21 protein-coding genes, 1 tRNA gene and 1 riboswitch are annotated in these 22,909 nt (G+C 37.1%); of the genes, 18 read left to right on the forward strand and 4 right to left on the reverse strand.

Features of this window, described 5'->3' with window-relative positions; all coding sequences use genetic code 11:
• Window positions 1-85 precede the first annotated feature (85 nt).
• The 7 genes from B5E95_RS04955 to guaB all read left to right on the forward strand — a co-directional run bounded on the left by B5E95_RS04955 (window position 86) and on the right by guaB (window position 8,903).
• A complete protein-coding gene (locus B5E95_RS04955) occupies window positions 86-1,705 on the forward strand; it encodes a peptide ABC transporter substrate-binding protein (RefSeq protein WP_087235721.1) in 1,620 nt (539 codons plus the stop codon).
• A gap of 185 nt (window positions 1,706-1,890) precedes the next feature.
• Entirely contained in the window at window positions 1,891-3,519 is a 1,629-nt protein-coding gene (locus tag B5E95_RS04960; protein ID WP_087176736.1) for a peptide ABC transporter substrate-binding protein, read from the forward strand.
• 142 nt (window positions 3,520-3,661) lie between these two features.
• On the forward strand, window positions 3,662-4,591 hold the full coding sequence (gene opp3b / locus B5E95_RS04965) for an oligopeptide ABC transporter permease (protein WP_087176546.1): 930 nt from the start codon (window positions 3,662-3,664) through the stop codon (window positions 4,589-4,591).
• A 4-nt stretch (window positions 4,592-4,595) separates the two neighbouring features.
• Window positions 4,596-5,627, forward strand: a complete 1,032-nt coding sequence (locus tag B5E95_RS04970) for an ABC transporter permease (RefSeq protein WP_087235722.1) — start codon at window positions 4,596-4,598, stop codon at window positions 5,625-5,627.
• 13 nt (window positions 5,628-5,640) lie between these two features.
• Window positions 5,641-6,690: an ABC transporter ATP-binding protein gene (locus tag B5E95_RS04975; protein WP_087235723.1), complete on the forward strand. Its 1,050-nt coding sequence runs from the start codon at window positions 5,641-5,643 to the stop codon at window positions 6,688-6,690.
• Window positions 6,691-6,711: 21 nt separating this feature from the next.
• Window positions 6,712-7,653: an ABC transporter ATP-binding protein gene (locus B5E95_RS04980; protein WP_087176549.1), complete on the forward strand. Its 942-nt coding sequence runs from the start codon at window positions 6,712-6,714 to the stop codon at window positions 7,651-7,653.
• 107 nt (window positions 7,654-7,760) lie between these two features.
• Entirely contained in the window at window positions 7,761-8,903 is a 1,143-nt protein-coding gene (gene guaB, locus B5E95_RS04985; protein WP_087235724.1) for an IMP dehydrogenase, read from the forward strand.
• A gap of 74 nt (window positions 8,904-8,977) precedes the next feature.
• Here the strand turns inward: guaB and B5E95_RS04990 are convergent, their stop codons facing one another.
• Together B5E95_RS04990 and B5E95_RS04995 are read right to left on the reverse strand one after the other, a co-directional pair.
• Entirely contained in the window at window positions 8,978-10,294 is a 1,317-nt protein-coding gene (locus tag B5E95_RS04990) for a C1 family peptidase (protein WP_087176551.1), read from the reverse strand.
• Between the two features lie 138 nt (window positions 10,295-10,432).
• The gene (locus tag B5E95_RS04995) at window positions 10,433-10,858 is read right to left on the reverse strand and encodes an Hsp20/alpha crystallin family protein (protein WP_025005709.1); all 426 of its coding nucleotides are present in this window, start codon (window positions 10,856-10,858) and stop codon (window positions 10,433-10,435) included.
• Window positions 10,859-11,091: 233 nt separating this feature from the next.
• Here B5E95_RS04995 and greA point away from each other — a divergent pair, with 233 nt between their 5' ends.
• Together greA and B5E95_RS05005 are read left to right on the forward strand one after the other, a co-directional pair.
• Window positions 11,092-11,553, forward strand: coding sequence for a transcription elongation factor GreA (gene greA / locus B5E95_RS05000; RefSeq protein WP_087235725.1), 462 nt, complete (start codon window positions 11,092-11,094; stop codon window positions 11,551-11,553).
• 88 nt (window positions 11,554-11,641) lie between these two features.
• Complete coding sequence (locus tag B5E95_RS05005) at window positions 11,642-12,304, forward strand: CPBP family intramembrane glutamic endopeptidase (RefSeq protein ID WP_087176553.1); 663 nt, start codon at window positions 11,642-11,644, stop codon at window positions 12,302-12,304.
• A gap of 48 nt (window positions 12,305-12,352) precedes the next feature.
• On the opposite strand, the gene B5E95_RS05010 is transcribed toward B5E95_RS05005, so the two are convergent.
• Window positions 12,353-12,423, reverse strand: a tRNA-Gly gene (locus tag B5E95_RS05010).
• A 41-nt stretch (window positions 12,424-12,464) separates the two neighbouring features.
• Window positions 12,465-13,064 carry an SOS response-associated peptidase family protein gene (locus B5E95_RS05015; protein WP_087176554.1) on the reverse strand — a complete coding sequence of 200 codons (600 nt, stop codon included), beginning with the start codon at window positions 13,062-13,064 and terminating at the stop codon, window positions 12,465-12,467.
• Between the two features lie 126 nt (window positions 13,065-13,190).
• Here B5E95_RS05015 and trpS point away from each other — a divergent pair, with 126 nt between their 5' ends.
• From trpS to B5E95_RS05060, 9 genes are all read left to right on the forward strand, one after another.
• A complete protein-coding gene (gene trpS / locus B5E95_RS05020; RefSeq protein ID WP_003625567.1) occupies window positions 13,191-14,213 on the forward strand; it encodes a tryptophan--tRNA ligase in 1,023 nt (340 codons plus the stop codon).
• A 20-nt stretch (window positions 14,214-14,233) separates the two neighbouring features.
• On the forward strand, window positions 14,234-14,713 hold the full coding sequence (locus B5E95_RS05025) for a deoxycytidylate deaminase (protein WP_087176555.1): 480 nt from the start codon (window positions 14,234-14,236) through the stop codon (window positions 14,711-14,713).
• A complete protein-coding gene (locus tag B5E95_RS05030; protein ID WP_191335461.1) occupies window positions 14,703-15,311 on the forward strand; it encodes a TPM domain-containing protein in 609 nt (202 codons plus the stop codon). Before B5E95_RS05025 ends, B5E95_RS05030 begins: the two co-directional genes overlap by 11 nt.
• 49 nt (window positions 15,312-15,360) lie before the next feature.
• Window positions 15,361-15,524: riboswitch (M-box (ykoK) riboswitch) on the forward strand.
• 85 nt (window positions 15,525-15,609) lie between these two features.
• On the forward strand, window positions 15,610-18,273 hold the full coding sequence (gene mgtA / locus B5E95_RS05035; protein ID WP_087235726.1) for a magnesium-translocating P-type ATPase: 2,664 nt from the start codon (window positions 15,610-15,612) through the stop codon (window positions 18,271-18,273).
• 91 nt (window positions 18,274-18,364) lie between these two features.
• Window positions 18,365-20,341 carry a methionine--tRNA ligase gene (gene metG, locus B5E95_RS05040; RefSeq protein WP_087235727.1) on the forward strand — a complete coding sequence of 659 codons (1,977 nt, stop codon included), beginning with the start codon at window positions 18,365-18,367 and terminating at the stop codon, window positions 20,339-20,341.
• Window positions 20,341-21,108 carry a TatD family hydrolase gene (locus tag B5E95_RS05045; protein WP_087235728.1) on the forward strand — a complete coding sequence of 256 codons (768 nt, stop codon included), beginning with the start codon at window positions 20,341-20,343 and terminating at the stop codon, window positions 21,106-21,108. The genes metG and B5E95_RS05045 overlap by 1 nt, the downstream gene beginning before the upstream one ends.
• Complete coding sequence (gene rnmV / locus B5E95_RS05050) at window positions 21,095-21,661, forward strand: ribonuclease M5 (protein WP_025005717.1); 567 nt, start codon at window positions 21,095-21,097, stop codon at window positions 21,659-21,661. The genes B5E95_RS05045 and rnmV overlap by 14 nt, the downstream gene beginning before the upstream one ends.
• Window positions 21,651-22,535, forward strand: a complete 885-nt coding sequence (rsmA, locus tag B5E95_RS05055) for a 16S rRNA (adenine(1518)-N(6)/adenine(1519)-N(6))-dimethyltransferase RsmA (RefSeq protein ID WP_025005718.1) — start codon at window positions 21,651-21,653, stop codon at window positions 22,533-22,535. Before rnmV ends, rsmA begins: the two co-directional genes overlap by 11 nt.
• Window positions 22,536-22,596: 61 nt before the next feature.
• Complete coding sequence (locus B5E95_RS05060) at window positions 22,597-22,854, forward strand: Veg family protein (RefSeq protein ID WP_087235729.1); 258 nt, start codon at window positions 22,597-22,599, stop codon at window positions 22,852-22,854.
• The last annotated feature ends 55 nt before the right edge of the window (window positions 22,855-22,909 follow it).

Consider the following 22,909-nt stretch of genomic DNA (forward strand, 5'->3'; position numbering starts at 1 on the left):
TTGCATTTTAATAAAAACATGAGTATACTCTTAATCAAGTTAAAAAGAATTATTAAAAATCTCATAATTGAGAGGGGTTAATTGTATGAAATTTGCAAAATTATTTGCGGCAGGAGCTACAGTTTTAGTTTCAGCTGCAACTTTAGCAGCTTGTGGTTCAAAGAGTAACTCATCTTCTTCAGCTAAGAAGACTCTTAACTGGGAAGAAAGTGCAGAAATTCCTACCATGGACTTGTCAAAAGCAACTGATGTTACTAGTTTTAACCAATTGAACAATGTTTTGGAAGGTATTTATCGTTTAGGTGAAAACTCTAAGGTTGAAAATGGTTTGGCATCAAAGACTCAAGTAAGTAAAGATGGTAAGACTTGGACTTTCACTTTACGTAACTCTAAGTGGTCAGATGGTACTCCATTAACTGCTAAGGACTTCGTTTATTCATGGCGTAGAACTGTTAACCCTAAGACTGCTTCACAATATGCATACTTGTTCGAAGGTATTCACAATGCCGACAAGATTTCTAAAGGTAAGGCAGCAGTTAACACTTTAGGTATTAAGGCAGAAGGTAACAACAAGTTAGTTGTTAGCCTTGATAAGCGTATTCCATACTTCAAGCTTTTGATGGGATTCCCATTATTCTTCCCACAACAAGAAAAGGCTGTTGAAAAGTATGGTTCTAAGTACGGTACTGCTTCTAAGTACATGGTTTACAACGGTCCATTCAAGCAAACTGGCTGGACAGGTTCTAACCTTTCATGGAACTTGAAGAAGAACAACAACTACTGGGATAAGAATGCTGTTAAGTTAGACACAATTCACTACAGCGTGCAAAAGACACCATCAACTGCTTACAACTTATACCAATCAAATAAGATTGATGCAGTAAGTCTTGATGCGCAACAAACTAAGAATTTAAAGCATCAAAATGGCTTCACTCTTCGTCCAGGTTCAAGTACTTTCTACTTACAATACAATCAAAAGAATAAGTTCTTAAAGAATGCTAACTTGCGTCGTGCAATTTCACTTGCAATTAACCGTAAAGCTTTAACTAATGCTTTAGGTGGTGCTAACAAGCCTGCAAGTTCATTAACTGCAGCTGGTTTGACTAAGGTTGAAGGTCAAGACTTTGCTGATAAGACCAAGGATACTGATTACAGTCAATACAACCCAGCTAAAGCTAAGAAGTTATTTGCTCAAGCCCTTAAGGAATTAGGCACTAAGAGCGTTTCATTCACTATCTTGTCAGATGATACTGATGCTGCTCAAAAGACCACTGAAACTCTTCAAAGTCAAATTGAAGAAAATTTAAAGGGTGCCAAAGTTAGTGTTCAAAACTTACCATTCAAGACTCGTTTGAGTCGTTCAACTGCTGGTAACTTTGATATTGTTGTTACTGGTTGGGGCGCTGACTTCGCAGATCCAATTTCATTTGATGATTTGTTCACTTCAAAGAATGCACAAAACACTGGTAAGTGGGCTAACGGTGAATACGACAAGTTAATTGCCAGCTCTAAGACTGCAACTAACGATGAAAGCCGCTTCAGCGATTTAGTTAAGGCAGAAAAGATCTTGCTTAAGGATCAAGGTATCACGCCACTTTACTACCAAACTACTGCTTGGTTAGTACGTCCATCAGTTAAGGGCATTGTGTACAATGCAGCTGGTGCTAACTACAACTTTAAGGGAGCTTATGTTTCCGGTAATTAGTAATTAAATTAAGGAGAAAATTCATGTTATCAATTTCAATTGTTATTTTAACCTTACAACTCAATACTTAACTTCAGTTGCAGTGCTTGGAATAATTTTGTAGGCGATAAATGGATTTTAATTAAAAGGAGCAACTGCAAGTAGGCGGTTGCTCCTTTTGTGTATGAAAATAATGAGGAATAAAAATGAAAAAATGGAAAAAGTATTTAAGTGCAAGTATGTTAACAGTAGTATCTGCTGCAACTCTAGCAGCGTGTTCTAATAAGGACTCTTCAACTGGAACTAAACAAACTTTAAATTGGATGACTAAATCAGAACTACAAACTTTAGATTTATCAAAGGTAACCGATGCTACTAGCATGGATCAAATTAGCAATTCCATGGAAGGATTATACCGTTTAGGTAAAAATTCTAAGGTAGAAAACGCTTTAGCAACTAAGACTGAAGTTTCAAAAGACGGTAAGACCTGGCATTTTACTTTAAGAAAAAATACTAAATGGTCCAATGGAGATCCCGTGACTGCTAAAGATTTTGTTTATTCTTGGCGCAGGACCGTTGATCCAAAAACAGCATCACAATATGCATATCTTTTTTCAGGTGTAAAGAATGCAGATGCCGTAGTAGCGGGTAAGAAAAAGGCTGATACACTTGGTGTTAAAGCTGATGATGATCAACATTTAACTGTTACTTTAGATAGAAGAATCCCGTATTTTAAGCTGTTAATGGGATTTGGTGTTTTCTTCCCACAAAATAAGCATGCTGTTGAAAAGTATGGTAAGAACTATGGTACTTCCTCAAAAACTATGGTTTACAATGGTCCATTTGTTTCAAAGGGTTGGACAGGCTCTAATTTATCTTGGAAGTTAGTTAAGAATAATAATTATTGGGATAAGAATAAGGTTAAGCTAAGTACTATTAATTACAGCGTTCAAAAAACGCCATCAACTGACTATAACCTGTATCAATCAGGTAAGTTGGATGCCGCTTTGTTGGCACCACAGGCTACAAAGCAATTGAAACATCAATCAGGCTATACTATTAGACCAGCTTCATCTACTCAATATTTGCAATTAAATGAGAAAAATAGACTTTTTAAGAATGCAGATTTCCGTAGAGCACTTTCGTTATCAATCAATCGTAAAGCTTTAGCTTCCTCAGTAGGTGGGGCCAATAAGCCAGTAACTACTTTTTCACCAGCTAACATGACTGAATTTAATGGTAAAGATTATACGGCTTTAGTTAAAACAGCTGAAACAGATAAGGTAATGACATATAATCCTGCGTTAGCTAAAAATTATTGGAAGAAGGCACAAAAGGCTTTAGGTCAAAGTAAAGTTAACTTTACTTTGCTAACTTATGACGATGATGATGCTAAAAAGGCTGGGGAATATTTGCAAAGTACTATTGAATCTAATTTGAAGGGAGTCAGTGTTAAAGTTAACAGCTTACCTAAGAAGACTGCATTAGTACGTGGCCAAAGTGGTAATTTTGATGCTTTGCTCATGGGTTGGCAAGCGGACTTTACTGATCCAATTTCTTTCCTTGATTTGAATACTACAAATGCATCATATAATTGGAGTAAGTGGGCTAATAAAGATTACGATAAGTATGTTGCCGCTTCAAAGACTACTGGTAATATGGATGATCGTTTTGAAGATTTAGCTAAGGCTGAACGTGTATTGTTAACAGAACAGGGAGTAGTACCTTTGTATCAACCTGCCGAAGCTTGGATGGTTCGACCAACGGTTAAAAATGTTGTTTACAACGGTGCAGGTGCTAATTATAACTTTAAGTATGCATATGTTGAAAAATAAATATTAATTAAAAAAATAAGAGAAAATGCGATTTTCTCTTATTTTTTTAATTATGACTAGATATTTTTTTGTGTTTTGCTATAATAGAAACTAACATTAAAAAATAATGTGAAGATTAAATAAAAAGTAAGGAGCTGCAAATATGGCTAGATACTTAATAAAGCGTATTTTATATATGATCCTCACTTTGTTTATTGTAGCAACGGTAACCTTTTTCTTAATGAAATTGATGCCAGGATCACCGTATGCCAATGAAGCAAAGATGACGATGACGCAAAGACATATCATGGACCAACAATATGGTTTGAATAAACCAGTATGGCAACAATACTTGATTTATATTGTCGGTATGCTGCACGGTGATTTTGGAACAAGTTTCCAATACAGTAATCAACCTGTCTCATCATTAATTGGTGCTCGTCTCGGTGCTTCAGTTCAATTAGGTCTTCAAGCATTGATTCTTGGTGTTGTGCTCGGCGTTATCGTTGGTGCGATTGCAGCCATGAAACAAGGTACTTGGGCTGATTCTACTGCAACTGTTTTTTCAATTATTGGTAAATCTGTTCCTAACTTTGTTTTAGCAGTTCTTCTTCAATATTACATTGGTTTAAAACTGGGATGGTTCCCGATCGCTGGTTGGGGTCAATTTTCTCAAACCATCTTGCCAACTATTGCTTTAGCTGTAGGTCCGCTTGCTGAAACGGCTCGATTTATTAGAACTAGCATGGTTGATACTTTGAGTAGTGACTACATTGAATTAGGTAAGGCAAAAGGATTAAGTAGAATGGAAGTTATTAGAAAGCACGCAATGCGTAACTCAGTAATTCCATTAGTGACTTTGATTGGACCTTATGCTGTAGCGTTGATGACTGGTTCAATGGTTATTGAAAATATTTTCAATATCCCTGGAATTGGTGAACAATTCGTTAAGTCAATTTTGACTAATGACTATCCAACAATCATGGGTATTACAATGGTCTACTGTATTGGTCTAGTAATTGTTCTTTTAATCACTGATATTGTTTACGGATTAATCGATCCACGAATTAGATTAGCAGGAAGTGAGGCTTAGAGATATGGATGAAAAAGATTTAAAACTTAGTCCAGATGCTTTTGAACCTTTACCAAAAGGACAAGCTCAAGATAGTGAAAAAATTGCTGGGCCTGCACTTTCATTTAGTCAAAATGTTTGGATAAGATTCAAACAAAGAAAAGCAGCTGTAATCTCTGCAATCGTTATTATTTTTATGGTTATAGTTGCTTTTGGTTCAACGCCATTTATTAATAAATCTACATTGGTAAAATCACATCCGCAGTACGCTAATTTACCTGCTAAAGTTCCGGGATTGAGCGCTATTAATGGTCTTAACGGTAAAATTAAGCAAAATGGCCAATGGGTTGATGCCTATGCTCAAAATAATGTTCCTAAGGATAAGTATTTCATAGCAGGAACTGACTACTTAGGTCGTTCATTAGGTCAAAGAATTATTTATGGTACAAAAATTTCTTTAATTGTTGCTTTAGTAGCTGCTTTCTTTGATTTAACGATCGGGGTTATGTATGGAATAATTTCTGGTTGGAAAGGCGGAGGAGTCGATAACGTTATGCAACGGATTATCGAAATTATTTCTTCCGTTCCTAACTTAATTATTGTGGTTCTAATGTTGGTTGTTTTAAAACCAGGTATTACTTCAATTATTTTAGCAATTGCTATTTCAAGTTGGACGACAATGGCCCGGCAAATTCGTGCAGAAACATTGAGTTTGAAAAATGAAGAATATGTTTTGGCAGCACAGTCATTAGGTGAATCAGGTTGGAAAATTGCATGGAAGCATCTTGTTCCTAATTTATCAAGTTTAATCATTATTCAAACCATGTATACTATCCCAAGTGCAATCTTCTTTGAAGCATTCCTAAGTTTTATTGGTATTGGTATCACTGCACCGGAAACCTCACTTGGTGTGCTTCTGAATGAAGGCCAAAAGAACTTCCAATTCTTACCATATCAGATGTGGTATCCAGCAATTGTTTTATGTATCTTGATGATTGCATTTAACTTACTTGGTGATGGCTTGCGTGATGCATTTGACCCTAAAGGACAAAGATAGGAGGCAAAACTAAATGCCAAAGAAAATTTTGGATGTTAAAAATTTGAAAATTGATTTTCACACTTATGCAGGTGAAGTAAAGGCAATTCGTGATGTCTCCTTTCATTTGAATGAGGGAGAAACCTTGGCAATTGTTGGTGAATCAGGTTCAGGAAAATCTGTTACTACTCGTTCAATTATTGGACTTCTTGCTCGTAATGCTCAAATTATGGGTGGAGAAATAAATTTTCACGGTAAAAATTTATTGGATATTTCTGAAAAAGAATGGCAAAAAATTCGTGGTAATGAAATTGCCATGATTTTCCAAGATCCAATGACTTCACTGGATCCAACCATGAAGATTGGTCAACAAATTGCTGAACCTTTGATTAAGCATAAAGGCGTTTCAAAAAAAGAAGCTTGGGCTAAGGCTTTGGAAATGATGAAAGCTGTTGGTATTCCTAATGCCGAAGAGAGAATTAATGAATACCCTCATCAATTCTCTGGTGGTATGCGACAAAGAATTGTGATTGCAATTGCTTTAATTTGTGAGCCAGAAATTTTATTAGCAGATGAACCAACTACTGCGTTAGATGTAACAGTTCAAGCAGAAATTTTGGATTTAATGAAGAGTTTACAAAAAAGAGTTAAGACTTCAATTATCTTTATTACTCACGATTTGGGTGTTGTTGCTGGGATGGCCGATCGAGTGGCAGTAATGTATGCTGGTGAATTTATGGAATATGGTACAGTAGATGATATTTTCTATAATCCGCAACACCCATATACCTGGGGATTGATTAATTCAATGCCAACTTTAGAAAGTGATACTTTGGAATCAATTCCGGGTACACCCCCAGATTTACTTGATCCACCTAAGGGTGATCCGTTTGCACCAAGAAACAAGTATGCAATGAAAATTGATATTGAGCGTAAACCACCATTTTTCAAAGTATCAGATACACATTATGCGGCTACTTGGTTACTTGCACCAGGAGCACCTAAAGTAGAACCACCGGCTGAAATTCAAAGACGTTGGAAGAAATTTGAATTGATGCAAGAAGAAAATAAGGTACAAAACTAGCAACAGCGAGAGGAGATTTATATGTCAGAAAAAGAAAAGATTTTGCAAGTAAAGCATTTAAAGCAATACTTCAAAAATGGACGTACAATCACTAAAGCTGTAGATGATGTGAGTTTTGATATCCATAAAGGAGAAACCTTCGGTTTAGTAGGTGAATCAGGTTCAGGTAAAACTACGACTGGCCGTTCAATTTTACAGCTTTATCAACCAACTGCTGGTGAGGTTATCTTTGAGGGAAAAAACATTGAAAATCTGAAGAAACGTGAAGATAAATTGAAATTTCGGCGTGATGCACAGATGATTTTCCAAGATCCATATGCATCATTAAATCCTAGAATGACAGTAGAGGATATTATTGCGGAAGGTTTGGACATTCACCATTTAGTTAAATCAAAAGAAGAACGTCGTCAGAGAGTAGAAGAATTACTTGAAACGGTTGGCTTGAATAAGAATCATGCTAGTCGTTTCCCTCACGAATTTTCTGGTGGGCAGCGTCAAAGAATCGGAATTGCACGTGCATTGGCAGTAGAACCTAAATTTATCGTTGCAGATGAACCTATTTCGGCGTTAGATGTTTCGATTCAAGCGCAAGTTGTTAACTTGATGATAGAATTGCAGAAAAAGCATGGGCTAACTTACTTATTTATTGCGCATGACTTATCAATGGTTAAATTTATTTCTGACCGCATTGGTGTTATGCACTTTGGTAAGTTACTCGAAGTAGGACCAGCCGATGATGTTTATGATCGTCCGTTGCATGACTATACTAAGAGTTTGATTTCGGCAGTTCCAGTGCCTGATCCAGAAATTGAACGAAATCGTAAGCGTATAGACTATGATGTACAAAAAGAAGAGGGCGATGGTAAAGAACGTACCATGCATGAAATCCGTCCTGGACATTTTGTGCGTTGCAGTGATGATGAAGTTGCTCATTATCAAAATGTTGCTGCTAGCTATGAATAAGCAAATCCATCCTTGAAGGATGGATTTTTTGATATATTTCTTGAAATTTGGTAAGGGTGCTAGTAAAGTAAAGCTAATAATTTTTTGAATGAGAAAAGGAGAGTCATATGTCTAACTGGGATACCAAATTTGCCAAAAAAGGTTTAACTTTTGATGATGTTTTATTAATTCCGGCAGAAAGTCACGTTTTGCCAAATGAAGTTGATTTAAGCACTAAGCTTGCCGATAATATCAAATTAAATATTCCATTGATCAGTGCAGGAATGGATACTGTTACTGAAGGCGCAATGGCAATCGCTATGGCTCTTCAAGGTGGACTTGGTGTAGTACACAAGAACATGTCAATTCAAGCTCAAGCTGGCGAAGTAGCCAATGTGAAGAGCGTAGTCGTACCAAGCAATGCGACTAAGGCTGCAGTTGACGACCAAAACAGATTGCTTTGTGCCGCAGCTGTTGGTGTAACTAGTGATACTTTTGAAAGAGCAGAAGCACTTCTTGAAGCTGGTGCCGATGCAATCGTGATTGATACTGCTCACGGTCATTCAGCTGGTGTTTTACGTAAGATTAAAGAGATCCATGATCATTTTCCTAAGCAAACTCTGATTGCCGGTAACGTTGCAACTGGGGATGCAACTAGAGCATTATTTGATGCAGGTGTTGACGTAGTTAAAGTTGGGATTGGACCTGGTTCAATTTGTACTACTAGAATCGTTGCCGGTGTTGGTGTACCACAAATTACTGCTATTTATGATGCTGCTTCAGCTGCACGTGAGTACCACAAGCCAATCATTGCCGATGGTGGTATCAAATATTCTGGGGATGTAGTTAAGACTTTAGCAGCAGGTGGTAATGCCGTCATGCTCGGTAGTATGCTTTCAGGAACAACTGAAGCACCTGGTGATATTTTTGAAGAAAATGGCAAGAAGTTTAAGCGTTACCGTGGTATGGGCTCTGTTGGTGCGATGGCTCAAGCTCATGGTTCAAGTGACCGTTACTTCCAAGGCGGCGTTAACGAAGCTAATAAATTGGTGCCGGAAGGTGTTGAAGCTCGTGTAGAGTACAAGGGCGACGTGAGTGATGTAGTCTTCCAAATTGATGGGGGACTTCGCTCTGGTATGGGTTACTGTGGTGCCGCAAATATTCCTGAGTTGATTGAAAAGGCACAATTTGTTCAAATCACTAATGCAGGTTTGCGTGAATCACATCCACATGATGTTCAAATGACTAAGGCTGCTCCAAATTATAAGTAGAAGAAAAAGGATTAAAAAAGACTTAATCTAGACATTTGCTGCTAGATTAAGTCTTTTTCGTTTATCTTAAATAATTAAGCAAGTGAGTCCCATGCGGGAAGATCAGTGATTGGGCCTTCAGCAAGTTCCTTTTGTTTGTCGGTCAAATACTTCTTGTGAACAACAACTTCGTAAACGTAATCGTTGAACCATTCATTGTTCATTACATAGTAACCCTTAGCACCGGACTTGTCGCCCCATGAGTTTTCAACTTTCCATTGACGAACTTCACCATTGTCTTCATCAACACCAACTAAAGTCATGGCGTGAGAAACTTCGCCGACACCGGTCTTTAATCTGTCAGCCTTTGACATCTTAAGATCAACGCCGAATAAGTCGTCTAATTTGTAAAGGTTAGTGTCAAGGTAACCAGTCTTGCGGTCCATTTGACGAAGAACATCGTTACCAAACCAAACAGCTTCACCATCCTTTAATTGGGCAATTGAAGCAGCGGTCAAGTATTCCATTGGCACGTTCAAAAGCTTAATTCTGAGTGAACCAGAAACGTTGTCTTCTGCTGGTAAACCATAAAGCTTGCCATATTCGTGATCTGGAGCGTTAGTTAAAACAACGTAGTCATCAAAATCAACGTCGCCTAAGTACTTGTGTAAGAATTCAAGTGGAGTAAGGTCTTTTTCTAAGTGATACTTCTTATCGTCATCGCGATATTCAAGATCAAATTTCTTAGGTGGCTCACCAACAGCAATGGCAGTCATTTGGTAAACTTCACTTAAGAATTTTTCACGAGTCTTCTTGATTTCGTCATCTTTGCCTTCTTGCTTTAATTTTCTAAGAAATAAAGCATCCTTCTTAAGCTTGTCGCCTAATGCAGTCGCAAAGCCAGTAGTATCGTTAGTGTTGAAAGTTTCAGGCATAGCGTATGAAGGAACAACACCGTATTTTTCAACTAATGCAGCAGCCATTTGGAATTGGCCACCATCTGCACCAGCAAAGTCTAAATCACTTTTAACTTGGCGAGAATCAAGTGGCATGTCAGCACTGTCCAAAATACGGTTGTAGAACATGTTGGCACGTTCAATCTTGTCCCAGAAGAAGTTGTAAGCTTGTGAGAAAGTAAAATCCTTTGCCTTGTATTTCTTGCCGAATTCATGACGTAAAACGTTTAATGTGGCAAATAACCAGCAACGACCTGAGTGCTTTTGGTTAGTAACGTTGTCAGTGTCAAGTTCAGTAGAGAAGACACGGGTTAATTCGCTTTGTACGCGATCGTTGTATGATGCTTCAAGCACACCACTACGTTGTGCAGAACGAGCAATAACTTTGTTTTCTGGGTTCTTGTTAAAGTCTGCAGAAAACTTTTCCAGCTCTTGTACAGTTAATTCATGAGCCATAAAAAAATCTCCTTTTTCATTTTTAATTTTTTCTTAAATTAACACTATTTTAAGCCAAAACAAAAACGGGTTCAATCATGAACTCGCTTCAGAGAATTATATCCGTAACTTATTAGACATCTTGCTTAATCTAATAAATTAATCAATATGGATAGAATTGCTATCATCACCAGCATTTTGCTTTGGCAAGATGATAGTCAATACACCATTATCATACTTTGCATGGATCTCACTTGCAACTATATTTGGTAATCTATAGCTTCTTGAAATGCGACCTTCGCTTCTTTCTTTATGAATAATGTTCTTATCCTTGTCACTTGTATCCTTAAATGATTTTCTGCTGCCAGCAACTGTTAAAAGACCATCTTTGTAGTTAACGTTGATGTCCTCTTTGTTCATACCAGGCATATCGATCTTAACGGTATAGTCTTTGTCTGTTTCGGCAACATCTGATTGCATGATGTTTTCAATTTCAGTGTCATCAAAGAAGTTTCTTGGAAAACCAAACCAGTCGTTCATTGCATCCATCATATCATTGCGACGATTCATCATATCGTTTGCCATATTGAAAACTTCCTTTCAATTTTTATTTGCTCTTTAATTCGTAAGGACTCGTTCTTTTTCCTTACACTGATTATTGTAGTCAGTTTCAAAATAAATTAAACTATTTAGCACTTGAAAGTATATAGTGCTAATTTATGAATAAAAACTTTAGTAAATCAACGTTTAACACTTGTGGATAACTTTTGTATAATTAAAAAGAAAAATGAATGAACGAATTGATAAGGTGTTAAATCATGGTATATTTTCAAAAAATGACGCCAGAAGGCTATAAACAAATTGAAGATGAAATTGCACGTTTAAAGAAAGATCGTCCTCGCAGAATAAAGATTTTACAAGCTGCGCGAGCTCTAGGCGATTTATCAGAAAATACTGAATATACAGAGGCTAAAAGGGACCTTGGACACTTGCAGAGTCGTCTGCGTTATTTAGGTAAGCAATTAAAGTACGCAGAAATTGTCGAAACTAAGGATGATGGCAAAGTAGATTTGGGTAAGACCGTAGTTCTTAAATTTGATGATGATGATGAAACAGAAGAATATAAGATCGTCGGACGGATGGAGGCGGATTTGGCCGATGGCAAAATCTCCTTTGATTCACCTTTAGGTCAAGCAATTATGAAGCAAGAGGCAGGTACCGTTGCCACAGTCGAAGCCCCAGCTGGAGAATATAAGGTGACTATTGTAGAAGTGAAGTAAGCGGACGCCCTATCTGTATTTAATAAACTGTATTTTTTTGGTATAATATTGATTTTGTAGGATACAATCCAGAGTAGGAGTGAAAATTTTGAATACGCCAGAATCGAGAGAGGGAAACGTTATCCGCTATGCAGTGTACCTGGTAGGGTATGTTATCGTCTTTGCAGTCGTTAAGCTAGTGACTAGGAAGACGCCATTGCATGTTTGGGATTTGATTTTGTTTTGCCTTGTTGCAGCAATGATTTTATTATTTTATGTTTATCGCTTTAATCGTGAACAACGTTTTTTTGCTCGAGATTTTAAATTACCATGGCTAGGCAGTTTTTCTACGGTGATGTTGCTTACTTTGGCAATCACGGCTACTCGAATTCTTATATCGTATTTACAAGCATATGAAAAGATTCCACATTATGACTTTCAATTGATTTATTTAAAAAATGAATCAGTTGACATGTTTTGGTTTTTGATCTTAGTACAAGGAATTATCTTACCAATTCTGCAAGAATTCCTTGCAACAGGATTTTTGTTTAATTATGCTTTTCGCAGAAGTACTACTCAAGTTGCAGTAACAGGAATCATTGTTTCAGGAATTATTTTTAGTTTGTTAAACTTTCAAAGTTCACTTTTGTTGGTTGTGATTGAGATTATCTATGGCGGGCTATTTGCCTGGAGTTATCTTTATACACAAACGCTCTGGATGCCGATTTATTTGGCTATCATTAGTGGCGTTTTAACCGTTATCATGGCGTAAAAAATAAACGGATGAGAAAAAATCTCATCCGTTTTTTTGTACAAAAAAAGCGGATAGCGTGAATCGAACCCGCATCTACAGCTTGGGAAGCTGTCGTTCTACCATTTAACTATACCCGCAATACTTCTTTATTTTATCATGCTTTTAATTAATAAACCAATTATTTTTGATGTGGCTCTTTTTGTACTTTTAGGTCAATATTGCTGCGATCAACCAAACTGGTAAAGTTTTGAAAAAGCCATCTACGCAGTTCGCCAGGTTCAATGATTAGTGGCATGCGGTTATGAATGGGAGCTATGTCTTTATTAGGAGCGGTAGTAACCATAGAAAAATTATTTTGATCATAAATCCCTGCAATTAATGTGATGGGATTAGCCGTTTTAAAGCGGTAGCGTTCATGATATTTTTTGCCATTAGCTCCTTGGTATGTAGTTTTAGCATATTCAAAAAAATCGCTACTTAAAATTAAACAGCGTTGTCTAGCAAAAGAACGATCCCACATAGAAGGCTTATTTTCATAAAAACGCTCTATTCTGGCGTTAAACATCGGCTTTTTGGAATCTACTGGACTAGGATAGCCCCAGTTTTTATTGACGAGCTGCAATTTATTGTCTTGATAGAGCAAGACTGGCGCAGTTTGATTTGGAAAAATATCTTGTTGCTTTATTTCGATTTTTGGATCGGTTAATGGTAAAGCGAGGTCTTCAGTCAGATATTTTTTTATTTGCATTAAATCGGGTATCCGAAAGTGATTACACATGTCTTGTTTCCTTTCATTGGTGATAGTTTAATCATAGCTTAAATTTTGTTAAAATTAGGTCATTAACATAAGAAATAAAATAAAAAAGCAAAGAGTATAAAATAAAATTAGAAAAGAGTAGAAGTTATGGCAAAAGAAATTTTATTAACCGGTGATCGTCCAACTGGCAAACTTCACATTGGTCACTATATTGGTTCACTTAAAAATAGAGTAAAATTGCAAAATTCTGGCAAGTACGATCCTTATATCATGATTGCTGATACTCAAGCGTTGACAGATAATGCTCGTAACCCAGAAAAGATTCGTAACAGTTTAATTCAAGTAGCATTAGACTACTTAGCTGTAGGCATTGATCCAAGTAAATCAACAATTTATGTTCAATCACAAATTCCAGCTTTGTTTGAATTAACTTCTTACTACATGGACTTAGTAACTGTAGCACGTCTTGAAAGAAACCCAACTGTTAAGACTGAAATTAAGCAAAAGGATTTCAAAGATTCAATCCCAGTTGGCTTCTTAAATTACCCAGTTTCTCAAGCTGCAGATATTACTGCTTTTAAGGCTACTATCGTTCCTGTTGGGGATGACCAAGAACCAATGCTTGAACAAACTCGTGAGATTGTAAGAACCTTTAACCGTGTTTACAACACTGATATTTTGGTTGAACCAAAGGGCTACTTCCCACCAAAGGGTTCTGGTCGTCTTCCAGGTCTTGATGGTAATGCTAAGATGTCTAAATCACTTGGTAACTGCATTTATTTGTCAGATGATGCTAAGACCGTTCAAAAGAAAGTTATGTCAATGTACACCGATCCAAATCATATTCACGTTGAAGATCCAGGTAAGGTTGAAGGTAACACTGTCTTTACTTACCTTGATGTCTTTGATCCAGATAAGGATAAGGTAGCAGAACTTAAGGCAGAATACCAAAAAGGCGGGTTAGGCGATGTTAAAATTAAACGTTACTTAAACAAAGTACTTGAAGCAGAACTTGCACCTATTCGTGAACGCCGTGAAAAGTACGCTCAAGATGAGGATGCAATTTATGAAATGCTTTTAGAAGGTTCAAAGAAGGCAAATACAGTAGCTAATGAAACCTTAGAACAAGTTCGTGATGCTATTGGTTTGAACTACTTTAAGAATAGATAAGAATAAGCAGAGGTAAGTTCATGCACGATCGAATTCCTTGGAAACAATATTTCATGATGCAGGCACTAGTGATAGCTCAGCGCTCCACCTGCAACAGAGCTCTAGTTGGTAGTGTTTTGGTTAAAGATAATCGTATTATTGGCACGGGGTATAATGGATCGGTATCCGGACAACCACATTGTGATGAGGTAGGTCATCAAATGGTAGATGGGCACTGTGTTCGAACTATTCATTCCGAAATGAACGCGATCATCCAATGTGCTAAATTTGGCGTATCAACTGATGATACGGAAATATATGTGACTCATTTCCCTTGTTATAATTGCTGCAAGTCTTTGCTTCAAGCCGGTGTAAAGAAAATCAATTATTACTTTGATTATCGTGATAATCCGTTAGCAATGCAGTTGCTTCATGATTGCGGGGTACTATATGAGCAAATTAAAATCGATCGGAAATATGTGGAAAGCTTGGCTCATAAACTTGAAGAAGATGAAAACTAGATTTATTTGGTTATTTGGCCTGTTAGCCGTCTTTATGACGATGACAGGATTTGTGCAACCTAATATTGAAGATCATGTCCATATTTTAGACAAAGAGACTAAGACTTTAATTAAAGAAAAGAATAATCGTTATTTGCAGACTAAAGAGCAACCGCAAATAGCAGTAATTACAGTAAAGAAACTCAAGAATTTAACACCAAAGGCGTTAAATCATTCTAAACGTACTGTTTTTATTGTGGTAGGTCAAAAAGAAAAGAAGCGCAATGTGCAAATCTTTTCAAGCAAAGACTTACATGGAGCTTTTACTGCTGATACGAGATCGAATATTCTTCGCGCTGAAGTAGATCGACTTCGCAGCCATAATAATGCTACTTTTAACAAAGGTTTGCGGTTCGTTTTTCGGGCCTGTGCAACTAAAGTAGATCAACAATATCAGTATGCTCTTGATAAATATGATTTATCGCAAAGTGAACAGGATAAAATTTCCCATCCCCATCGAGTAGTACTGCCAATTGCATTAGCTTTAGCATTCTTAATTATGGGAATAATATATATGCTTAGAAGATTCGGACATCATAGCTCCAATTTGCACAAATAGGCAACTTGACTTATTTGAATTAAGTCCTTAAACTTTTTGTAGACATAGTAAGTGAAACTGTTAGGTGAGACTCCTACGTGAACACACGCTATCGCCCAGAAACATCCAGAGATGCCAACGGGTTAAATAGGTGTCGTCGACTTAAGGCGAGATCCAGATAGCTAGCATGTGCTTACGTCACGTAGTGTTAAAACTGAACGACGAGTATGACAAAAGCCTTGTTTGGCGTGCAAGTCACCTGCAGAAATAGCAGGTGACTTTTTTGTTTGCTTGTCTATTGAATGAGAGGAACTGAAGAATGTTAAAACCAGCGAGCAAAAAACATTCAAATGTTGATATTCAACGAATTCAACGGATTGCACGTGAATCACGCAGCGAAACGCTAGCAAGATTGCAAGCGAGTGCCGAAGGCCTTTCAACTAAAAAAGCTGATGAAAATAGAAAAGAATATGGCAAAAATGAAATAAGAACTAACACTAACGCTTCTAAATGGAGATTGTTGGGTGAATCCTTGGCGACACCGTTTACTGTAGTGTTGATTATATTGACTTTACTTACTACATTTACTAGTTACATTGTTCCTCACGGAAATAGCGATATTGAAACTGTAATCGTGATGCTACTGATGCTTCTTATTTCGGTAGTGGCGAATTTTATTCAAAAAATACGGATCGCTAAGGTAACTGAAAAATTGCTGAATATGGTGTCAGTTACTACCAATATTCGTCGTGATGGTAAAAATATGGAGCTACCAACTGAGGATGTGGTAGTTGGGGACGTGATCAATCTATCGGCAGGTGATATGATTCCAGCTGATATGAAGCTGCTGACTAGCAAAGATTTATTCTGTTCTTCTAGTTATCTTGATGGTGATTCTGAACCAACTGAAAAAGTAGCTAATGTGACTCTAAAGCCGAGTATGTTAGCTGATTATCTCAATTATCCTAATATTTTATATGAGGGAACTACTATTGTTTCTGGTTCTGGCAGTGGCATTGTGTTCGCGGTAGGAAATAACACTGTTTTTGGTAAAGAGGTCCAGAAGATTTCACGCAAAAAAGTTAAGACGACTCTTTTTGATCGGGAAATGAAGCAACTTGCTAGAATCTTGATAATCGCTACAGCTATCTTATTGCCGCTATTATTCATAATTAATGGCGTAACCAAAGGCGATTGGGGAGAAAGCTTAATATTTGCTCTAGCTGCAGCAGTTAGCCTTACTCCTGAAGTTTTACCAATTATTGTTAATAGCAATCTGACTAAAGGCGCTCTTGAAATGTCTAAGCAAGGCGTAGTAGTTAAGCAGATGAATGCTATTCAAAATTTGGGTTCAACCGATGTTTTTTGTATCGATAAAACAGGTACTCTTACTCAAAATCAAGTGGTGCTAGAGCGACACTATGATTTAGAAATGGAAGAAACGCCGCGCATCTTGAAATTCTCATACTTAAATGCTTATTATCAAACCGGGATGAAGGATTTGATTGATAAAGCAGTAATCGATGCGGCTGGTGATGAATTAGATGTAAACGAGATCCAACGTGATTACAATAAAATAGATGAAATTCCTTTTGACTATAGCAGAAAAAGAATGAGCGTTGTGGTGGTTGATAACGATGAACACCATGGACAACACTTATTAGTAACTAAAGGCGCTGCGGAAGGGATGCTAGATATTTCTAACCAAGTTGAAGTAAATGGCAAAACCGAGAAATTGACTTACGCTTGGCGTGAAAGAATCTTAAACCAAATTAATGAATTAAATGATGACGGTTTGCGTGTTCTATTAGTTGGTTATAAATTGAATCCAGCTCCAGTAGGAGAATTTTCGGCTAAAGATGAAAATGATTTAACCATTATTGGCTATCTAGCATATCTTGATCCACCTAAGGAAAGTACTAAAGAGGCTTTGCAAGATCTAAAGAATGATAATGTAAATGTTAAGATCTTTACCGGCGATAATGAGGCAGTTACAAGAGCGATTGCTCTGCAAGTTGGTTTGAACGTGGATACGGTTTACGATGGTGAACAAATTGAAACAGCAACCACGGAAGAACTAGCAGAAATTGTTGAAAAGTGTAATATCTTTGTTCATTTAACTCCTGAATTGCGCGTTAAGATTATTCAAGCGTTAAAGAAAAATGGACATACAGTAGGCTACATGGGCGATGGCAATAAGGATGCTTTGGCAATGAAAGTTTCCGACGTCACTGTTACTTCTAATAATTCTGTCGATATTATTAAGGAGTCTGCTGATATTGTATTTGAACAAAAGGATCTCCAGTTGCTTGAGCAAATGATTATTACAGGGCGTAAAGTCTTTTCAAATACAATGAAATACATTAAGACGTTTTTGGTAACCAACTTTGGCAGTATTATTGCAATGGTCATTGCTTCACTTACTTTGCCATTTTTACCGTTATTGCCTTTGCAGCTACTTATTTTGAACTTGATTTATAGTCTTAGCTGTTTAGTGATTCCATTTGATAGTGTATCTAGAAACTATGTGAAGAAACCGCAGAAATGGTCAATTAATAAATGGCCTAAGTTCGTACTTAACTTTGGACCGATTCCCGCAATAATCGATTTGATTACTATGGCATTAATGCTTTATGTGATCTGTCCGTACTTGGTAGGAACTGATTTTCATCATTGGGTATTTCAATCGCTGTTTTATTCAGGCTTATTTGTGGAATCATTGTGGACAAGAGAAATGGTTATCCATGTTTTGCGCGATGAACGTTTCCCATTCATTAAGCAACGTGCCACTCCAGTTGTGATCTTGGTAACTTTTGGCTTGGCTCTTTGGGGCAGCGTCTTGCCATCTTCTAATGTGGCAGCTAGTTTGGGATTAACGCAATTGCCAATCAGCTTTATTTTGGTAGTTGTTGCATTAGAAATAATATATGTTTTATTAACTACGGCAATTAAGCAATTATATTTAAAAAAAGAAAAATTTTAGAGAAAAGGAATTGGTGTTTTAGCCCAATTCCTTTTTTTGCATGTTATTATAGAATAGATATTTTAGACGAATAAAGGAGTATGACTAATTAATGGCTGATAAAGATACTTTTTACATTACAACCCCAATTTACTATCCATCTGGTAGATTAACTATTGGTAATGCTTATACTACAATTGCCGCAGATACTATGGCTCGCTACAAGCGTAGCCAAGGCTATGACACTTTCTTTTTAACTGGTACTGATGAACATGGCTTGAAGATTGAACAAAAGGCCGAAGCTCAAGGAATTAAGCCTCAAGAATTCGTTGATAAGATGGCTGCTTCATATAAGAAGTTATGGAAGAGTCTTGATATTTCTTACGATAAATTCATCAGAACTACTGACGAAGAACACGTTAAGGCTGTCCAAAAGATTTTTGAAAAACTTTTAAAGAAGGGCGACATTTACTTAGGCGAATACACTGGTTGGTACTCAGTTGAAGACGAAGAATACTTCACTGAATCACAACTTGCCGAAGTTTATAAGGATGACAACGGTAATGTGATTGGTGGTAAGGCTCCAAGTGGTCACGAAGTACGTTTGGTTAAGGAACCTTCATACTTCTTCAAGATGAGCAAGTACGCTGACAGATTGGTTGAATACTACAAGGAACATCCTGAATTTATTTTGCCTCATTCTCGTGAAAAGGAAATGCTTAATAACTTCATTAAGCCAGGCCTTGAAGATCTTTCAGTTACTCGTACCACTGTTAACTGGGGAATTCCTGTCCCAAGCGATCCCAAGCACGTAGTTTATGTTTGGATTGACGCACTTTCTAACTATATTACTGCTTTAGGTTATGGCTCAGACAATGACGAATTGTTTAAGAAATATTGGCCAGCAGATGTTCACTTGGTAGGTAAGGAAATTGTACGTTTCCACACTATCTATTGGCCAATTATGTTGATGGCACTTGATTTGCCACTTCCAAAGCACATTATTGGTCACGGCTGGGTATTGATGAAGAACGGTAAGATGTCTAAGTCTAAAGGTAATGCAGTTTACCCAGAATCACTTACTAGTCGTTATGGTGTTGATCCACTTCGTTACTACTTGATGCGTGCACTTCCATTTGGTGCAGATGGTATTTTCACTCCTGAAGACTTTATCGAAAGAATTAACTATGATTTAGCTAATGACCTTGGTAACTTGCTTAACCGTACAGTTTCAATGATTAATCAATACCAAGATGGTCAAGTTGCACCCGTTCCTGTTGCTCAAGACAAGTTTGGTAAGGATTTACAAGATACAGCTGCTAGTGTGATTGCAGACTACCGTCAACAAATGGATTCACTTCATTTCTCACAAGCTTTAGACAGCATCTGGAAGTTAGTAGCACGCGCTAACAAGTACATCGATGAAACTACTCCTTGGGTATTGAACAAGGAGGGCAAGAAAGATGAATTGTCTCATGTAATGAGTAATTTAGCTGAAAGCTTGCGTTTGATTGCCATTATGATTTATCCAGTAATGACTGAAACTGCACCAAAGATGTTTGAACAACTTGGCTTGAACTGGGATGATGAAGATCAAGAGAATTTAGCCTTTAATGATTTTGGTTGGAATACCAAGGTAATTGAAAAGCCAAAGCCAATCTTCCCAAGACTTAAAGCTGAAGAAGAAGTTAAGTACATCAAGGACGAAATGGCAAAGGCTAAGCCAAAGAAGACTACTAGAAGTGAACAAAAGAAGGGTAATGAAATTACCATTGATGATTTTGACAAGGTAAAGATCCAAGTTGGTCAAATCTTGTCAGTAGAACCAGTTAAGGGCTCAAATAAATTACTCATGTTCAAGCTTGACTTTGGCGATGGTAAAGAACGTCAAATTTTGAGTGGTATTCGCAAGTTTTACCCAGATGCAAGTGAACTTCTTGATAAGAAGGTTTTAGCTGTTACTAACTTGAAGCCACGTAAGATGTTGGGTCACCTTAGCGAAGGTATGCTTTTATCTAGTGAAAAAGATGGTCAAGTTAAATTAGCACTTGTTGGTGATGAACATCTAGTTGGAGCTGAATTAGGCTAATGGAAATTATTGATAACCATACGCACTTAAATGATGAGCCCTTTAGAGGAAAGGAACAGTACTATCTTGAACGTGCCAAAAGTTTGGGTGTAACCAAAGTTATTTGTGCGGGACAAGATCCTGACTTTAATGAACGAGCTGTTGATTTGGCAGAAAAGTTTGATAATGTCTATGCGATGGTGGGATATTGTCCTGATGTGGCCAAAGATTATGATCAAAAAGCCGAAGATAAGCTGATTGAACAATTGAAAATGCCTAAAGTTGTCGCAATGGGTGAGATCGGTCTTGATTACTATTGGGATGAATCGCCTAGGGATGTACAACGTGAGGTTTTTGCTCGTCAAATCGAAGTGGCACATGATTTAAAAATGCCGGTCGATATTCATACTAGGGATGCATTTCCTGATTGCTACGATATTTTGAAAAATAGCAATTTAGAATATGGTGCCATTTTGCATAGCTTTAATGGTGGGATTGACTGGTTAAACAGGTTTTTAGATTTAAACGTTTACTTCTCATATTCAGGTGTAGTTTCTTTCACCAAGGCTACTAAAGTTCATGAAAGTGCTAAAGCAGCTCCGCTTGATCGAATCCTAGTTGAAACCGATGCACCATATTTAACACCTAAGCCATATCGTGGTCGTCAAAATGAGACTGGCTATGTGCGTTATGTTGCAGAGGCAATTGCCAAGTTAAAAGATATTCCACTTGAAAAAGTTGCAGAAGCTACTTATAAAAATACAGTGAGAGTTTATGGTCTTAAATAAAAAGAATTTTGATGCGGTAGTTGTCGTTGAGGGAAAAGACGATACTATTCGTTTAAAACAATTTTTCCCAGGAATTGAGACGGTAGAAACTAATGGTTCTGCTGTTTCAGATAGTGTTTTAGCTCAGTTGAAACAGCTCAGTAAAAATAGACAGATTATTGTTTTTACAGATCCTGACTTTAACGGTGAGCGAATTCGCCGAATTGTAACTAATGCTGTGCCTAATGCTAAGCAGGCTTTTATTACACGTAAAGAAGGCGAACCCCATAAAAAGGGGAGTCTTGGAGTAGAGCATGCTTCAAAAGAAGCACTTGAAAAGGCATTAAGCGATTTACATGAAGTTAGTCCACAAGCAAGTGATTTAACTGAAAGCGAATATCGTAAATTAGGTTTAGCAGGCGGCGCAGGCTCTCGTAAGTTGCGGGAACAAGTTGGCATTAAGCTTAGAGTTGGATATGGTAATTCTAAGCAATTCTATAATCGTTTGCATACCTTTGGTGTTTCACTTGATGAGTTAAAAAATGCGGTAGAAGAGGCGAAAAATGACAAATAATATTCCAATTGGTTCTCCCGTTAGAACACAAGCAATTATTAACCGCTATTTTGTAAAAGCTAAGAAAAACTTGGGTCAAAACTTCTTAATCGACCAAAATGCAATTTTGGGTATTGTTGAAGCTGCAGATATTCATGCGGGTGATCAAGTAATTGAAATTGGTCCTGGTATTGGTTCTTTAACCGAGCAACTTCTACTGGCAGGTGCAAAAGTTTTTGCCTATGAAGTAGACGATAGTTTGCCAGATATTTTGCAAAATGAGCTGCCTAAAAAAATTGGTGATGCTCCTTTAGAAGATCGCTTTAAGTTAATGCTTAAAGATGTGCTTAAGGCTGATTTTAAAGAAGATCTTGCTGGCTTTTTTGACATGAACAAGCCAATCAAGGTAGTTGCTAATTTGCCATATTACATTACTACTCCAATTATTTTTGCTTTAGCTGAGTCAGATTTGCATTTTGCTAGTTTAACTTTAATGATGCAAAAAGAAGTGGCCGAAAGGCTAGAGGCTAAGCCGGGCAGTAAAGAATACGGTCCGTTAACTATTTCTGTTCAAACTGAAATGGATGTCAAAGTGGCATTAGAAGTTAACCATGAATCATTCATGCCGCGTCCTAAGGTCGATTCGAGTGTAGTTGTTTTAACTCCATTGAAGAATAAACCCGAAATTGAGAATCGCAAGCACTTTGTTTGGGTAGTTAAAATGTGCTTTTCACAACGTAGAAAGACACTGAATAACAATTTGAAAACGTTGATTCCAGACACTGAAAAGCGTGAAGCCTTAATTAAAAAGCTTGGTGTAGATCCACGAGTTAGACCTGAAAATTTAACAATTGAACAATTTATTGAAATAGCTAGAAATATTCCCACTAAGTAGTGTATAATATTGATTTTACTGTTAAAATGTGATAAAATGTCACTAAAGGAGTTGTTGTTTAGTGCCAACATCGATTATCACAATAAAGCATAAGTTGGATTCTCACTTAGGTGATACCTTAACAGTAGTAGCTCAAGCGGGTCGTAAGAAAGTTACTAAGAGACGGGGAATTCTCAGAGAAACATTCCCTGCAGTGTTTGTGGTCGATTTAGACCAACATCAAAATAATTTTAAACGTGTTTCTTACAGTTACACTGATTTATTAACTAAGAATATTGCATTAAAGTTTGATGATGAGGCTGAGGAAGCTGAAGCTTAAACACAATTCAAAATTGTCACTAGCATTAAAAATGTTAGTGCTTTTTTTTGCTCTT

Origin of the sequence: Lactobacillus gallinarum (genome assembly GCF_002160635.1) — a bacterium.
GTDB classification, from domain to species: Bacteria; Bacillota; Bacilli; order Lactobacillales; family Lactobacillaceae; genus Lactobacillus; species Lactobacillus gallinarum.

What these genes read in the sequence shown, in the direction of transcription:
- B5E95_RS04955 (WP_087235721.1), top strand. Translation starts at nt 86, where the DNA reads ATGAAATTTGCAAAATTATTTGCGGCAGGAGCTACAGTTTTAGTTTCA.
- B5E95_RS04960 (WP_087176736.1), top strand. Translation starts at nt 1,891, where the DNA reads ATGAAAAAATGGAAAAAGTATTTAAGTGCAAGTATGTTAACAGTAGTA.
- opp3b (WP_087176546.1), top strand. Translation starts at nt 3,662, where the DNA reads ATGGCTAGATACTTAATAAAGCGTATTTTATATATGATCCTCACTTTG.
- B5E95_RS04970 (WP_087235722.1), top strand. Translation starts at nt 4,596, where the DNA reads ATGGATGAAAAAGATTTAAAACTTAGTCCAGATGCTTTTGAACCTTTA.
- B5E95_RS04975 (WP_087235723.1), top strand. Translation starts at nt 5,641, where the DNA reads ATGCCAAAGAAAATTTTGGATGTTAAAAATTTGAAAATTGATTTTCAC.
- B5E95_RS04980 (WP_087176549.1), top strand. Translation starts at nt 6,712, where the DNA reads ATGTCAGAAAAAGAAAAGATTTTGCAAGTAAAGCATTTAAAGCAATAC.
- guaB (WP_087235724.1), top strand. Translation starts at nt 7,761, where the DNA reads ATGTCTAACTGGGATACCAAATTTGCCAAAAAAGGTTTAACTTTTGAT.
- B5E95_RS04990 (WP_087176551.1), bottom strand. Translation starts at nt 10,294, where the DNA reads ATGGCTCATGAATTAACTGTACAAGAGCTGGAAAAGTTTTCTGCAGAC.
- B5E95_RS04995 (WP_025005709.1), bottom strand. Translation starts at nt 10,858, where the DNA reads ATGGCAAACGATATGATGAATCGTCGCAATGATATGATGGATGCAATG.
- greA (WP_087235725.1), top strand. Translation starts at nt 11,092, where the DNA reads ATGGTATATTTTCAAAAAATGACGCCAGAAGGCTATAAACAAATTGAA.
- B5E95_RS05015 (WP_087176554.1), bottom strand. Translation starts at nt 13,064, where the DNA reads ATGTGTAATCACTTTCGGATACCCGATTTAATGCAAATAAAAAAATAT.
- trpS (WP_003625567.1), top strand. Translation starts at nt 13,191, where the DNA reads ATGGCAAAAGAAATTTTATTAACCGGTGATCGTCCAACTGGCAAACTT.
- B5E95_RS05025 (WP_087176555.1), top strand. Translation starts at nt 14,234, where the DNA reads ATGCACGATCGAATTCCTTGGAAACAATATTTCATGATGCAGGCACTA.
- B5E95_RS05030 (WP_191335461.1), top strand. Translation starts at nt 14,703, where the DNA reads ATGAAAACTAGATTTATTTGGTTATTTGGCCTGTTAGCCGTCTTTATG.
- mgtA (WP_087235726.1), top strand. Translation starts at nt 15,610, where the DNA reads ATGTTAAAACCAGCGAGCAAAAAACATTCAAATGTTGATATTCAACGA.
- metG (WP_087235727.1), top strand. Translation starts at nt 18,365, where the DNA reads ATGGCTGATAAAGATACTTTTTACATTACAACCCCAATTTACTATCCA.
- B5E95_RS05045 (WP_087235728.1), top strand. Translation starts at nt 20,341, where the DNA reads ATGGAAATTATTGATAACCATACGCACTTAAATGATGAGCCCTTTAGA.
- rnmV (WP_025005717.1), top strand. Translation starts at nt 21,095, where the DNA reads ATGGTCTTAAATAAAAAGAATTTTGATGCGGTAGTTGTCGTTGAGGGA.
- rsmA (WP_025005718.1), top strand. Translation starts at nt 21,651, where the DNA reads ATGACAAATAATATTCCAATTGGTTCTCCCGTTAGAACACAAGCAATT.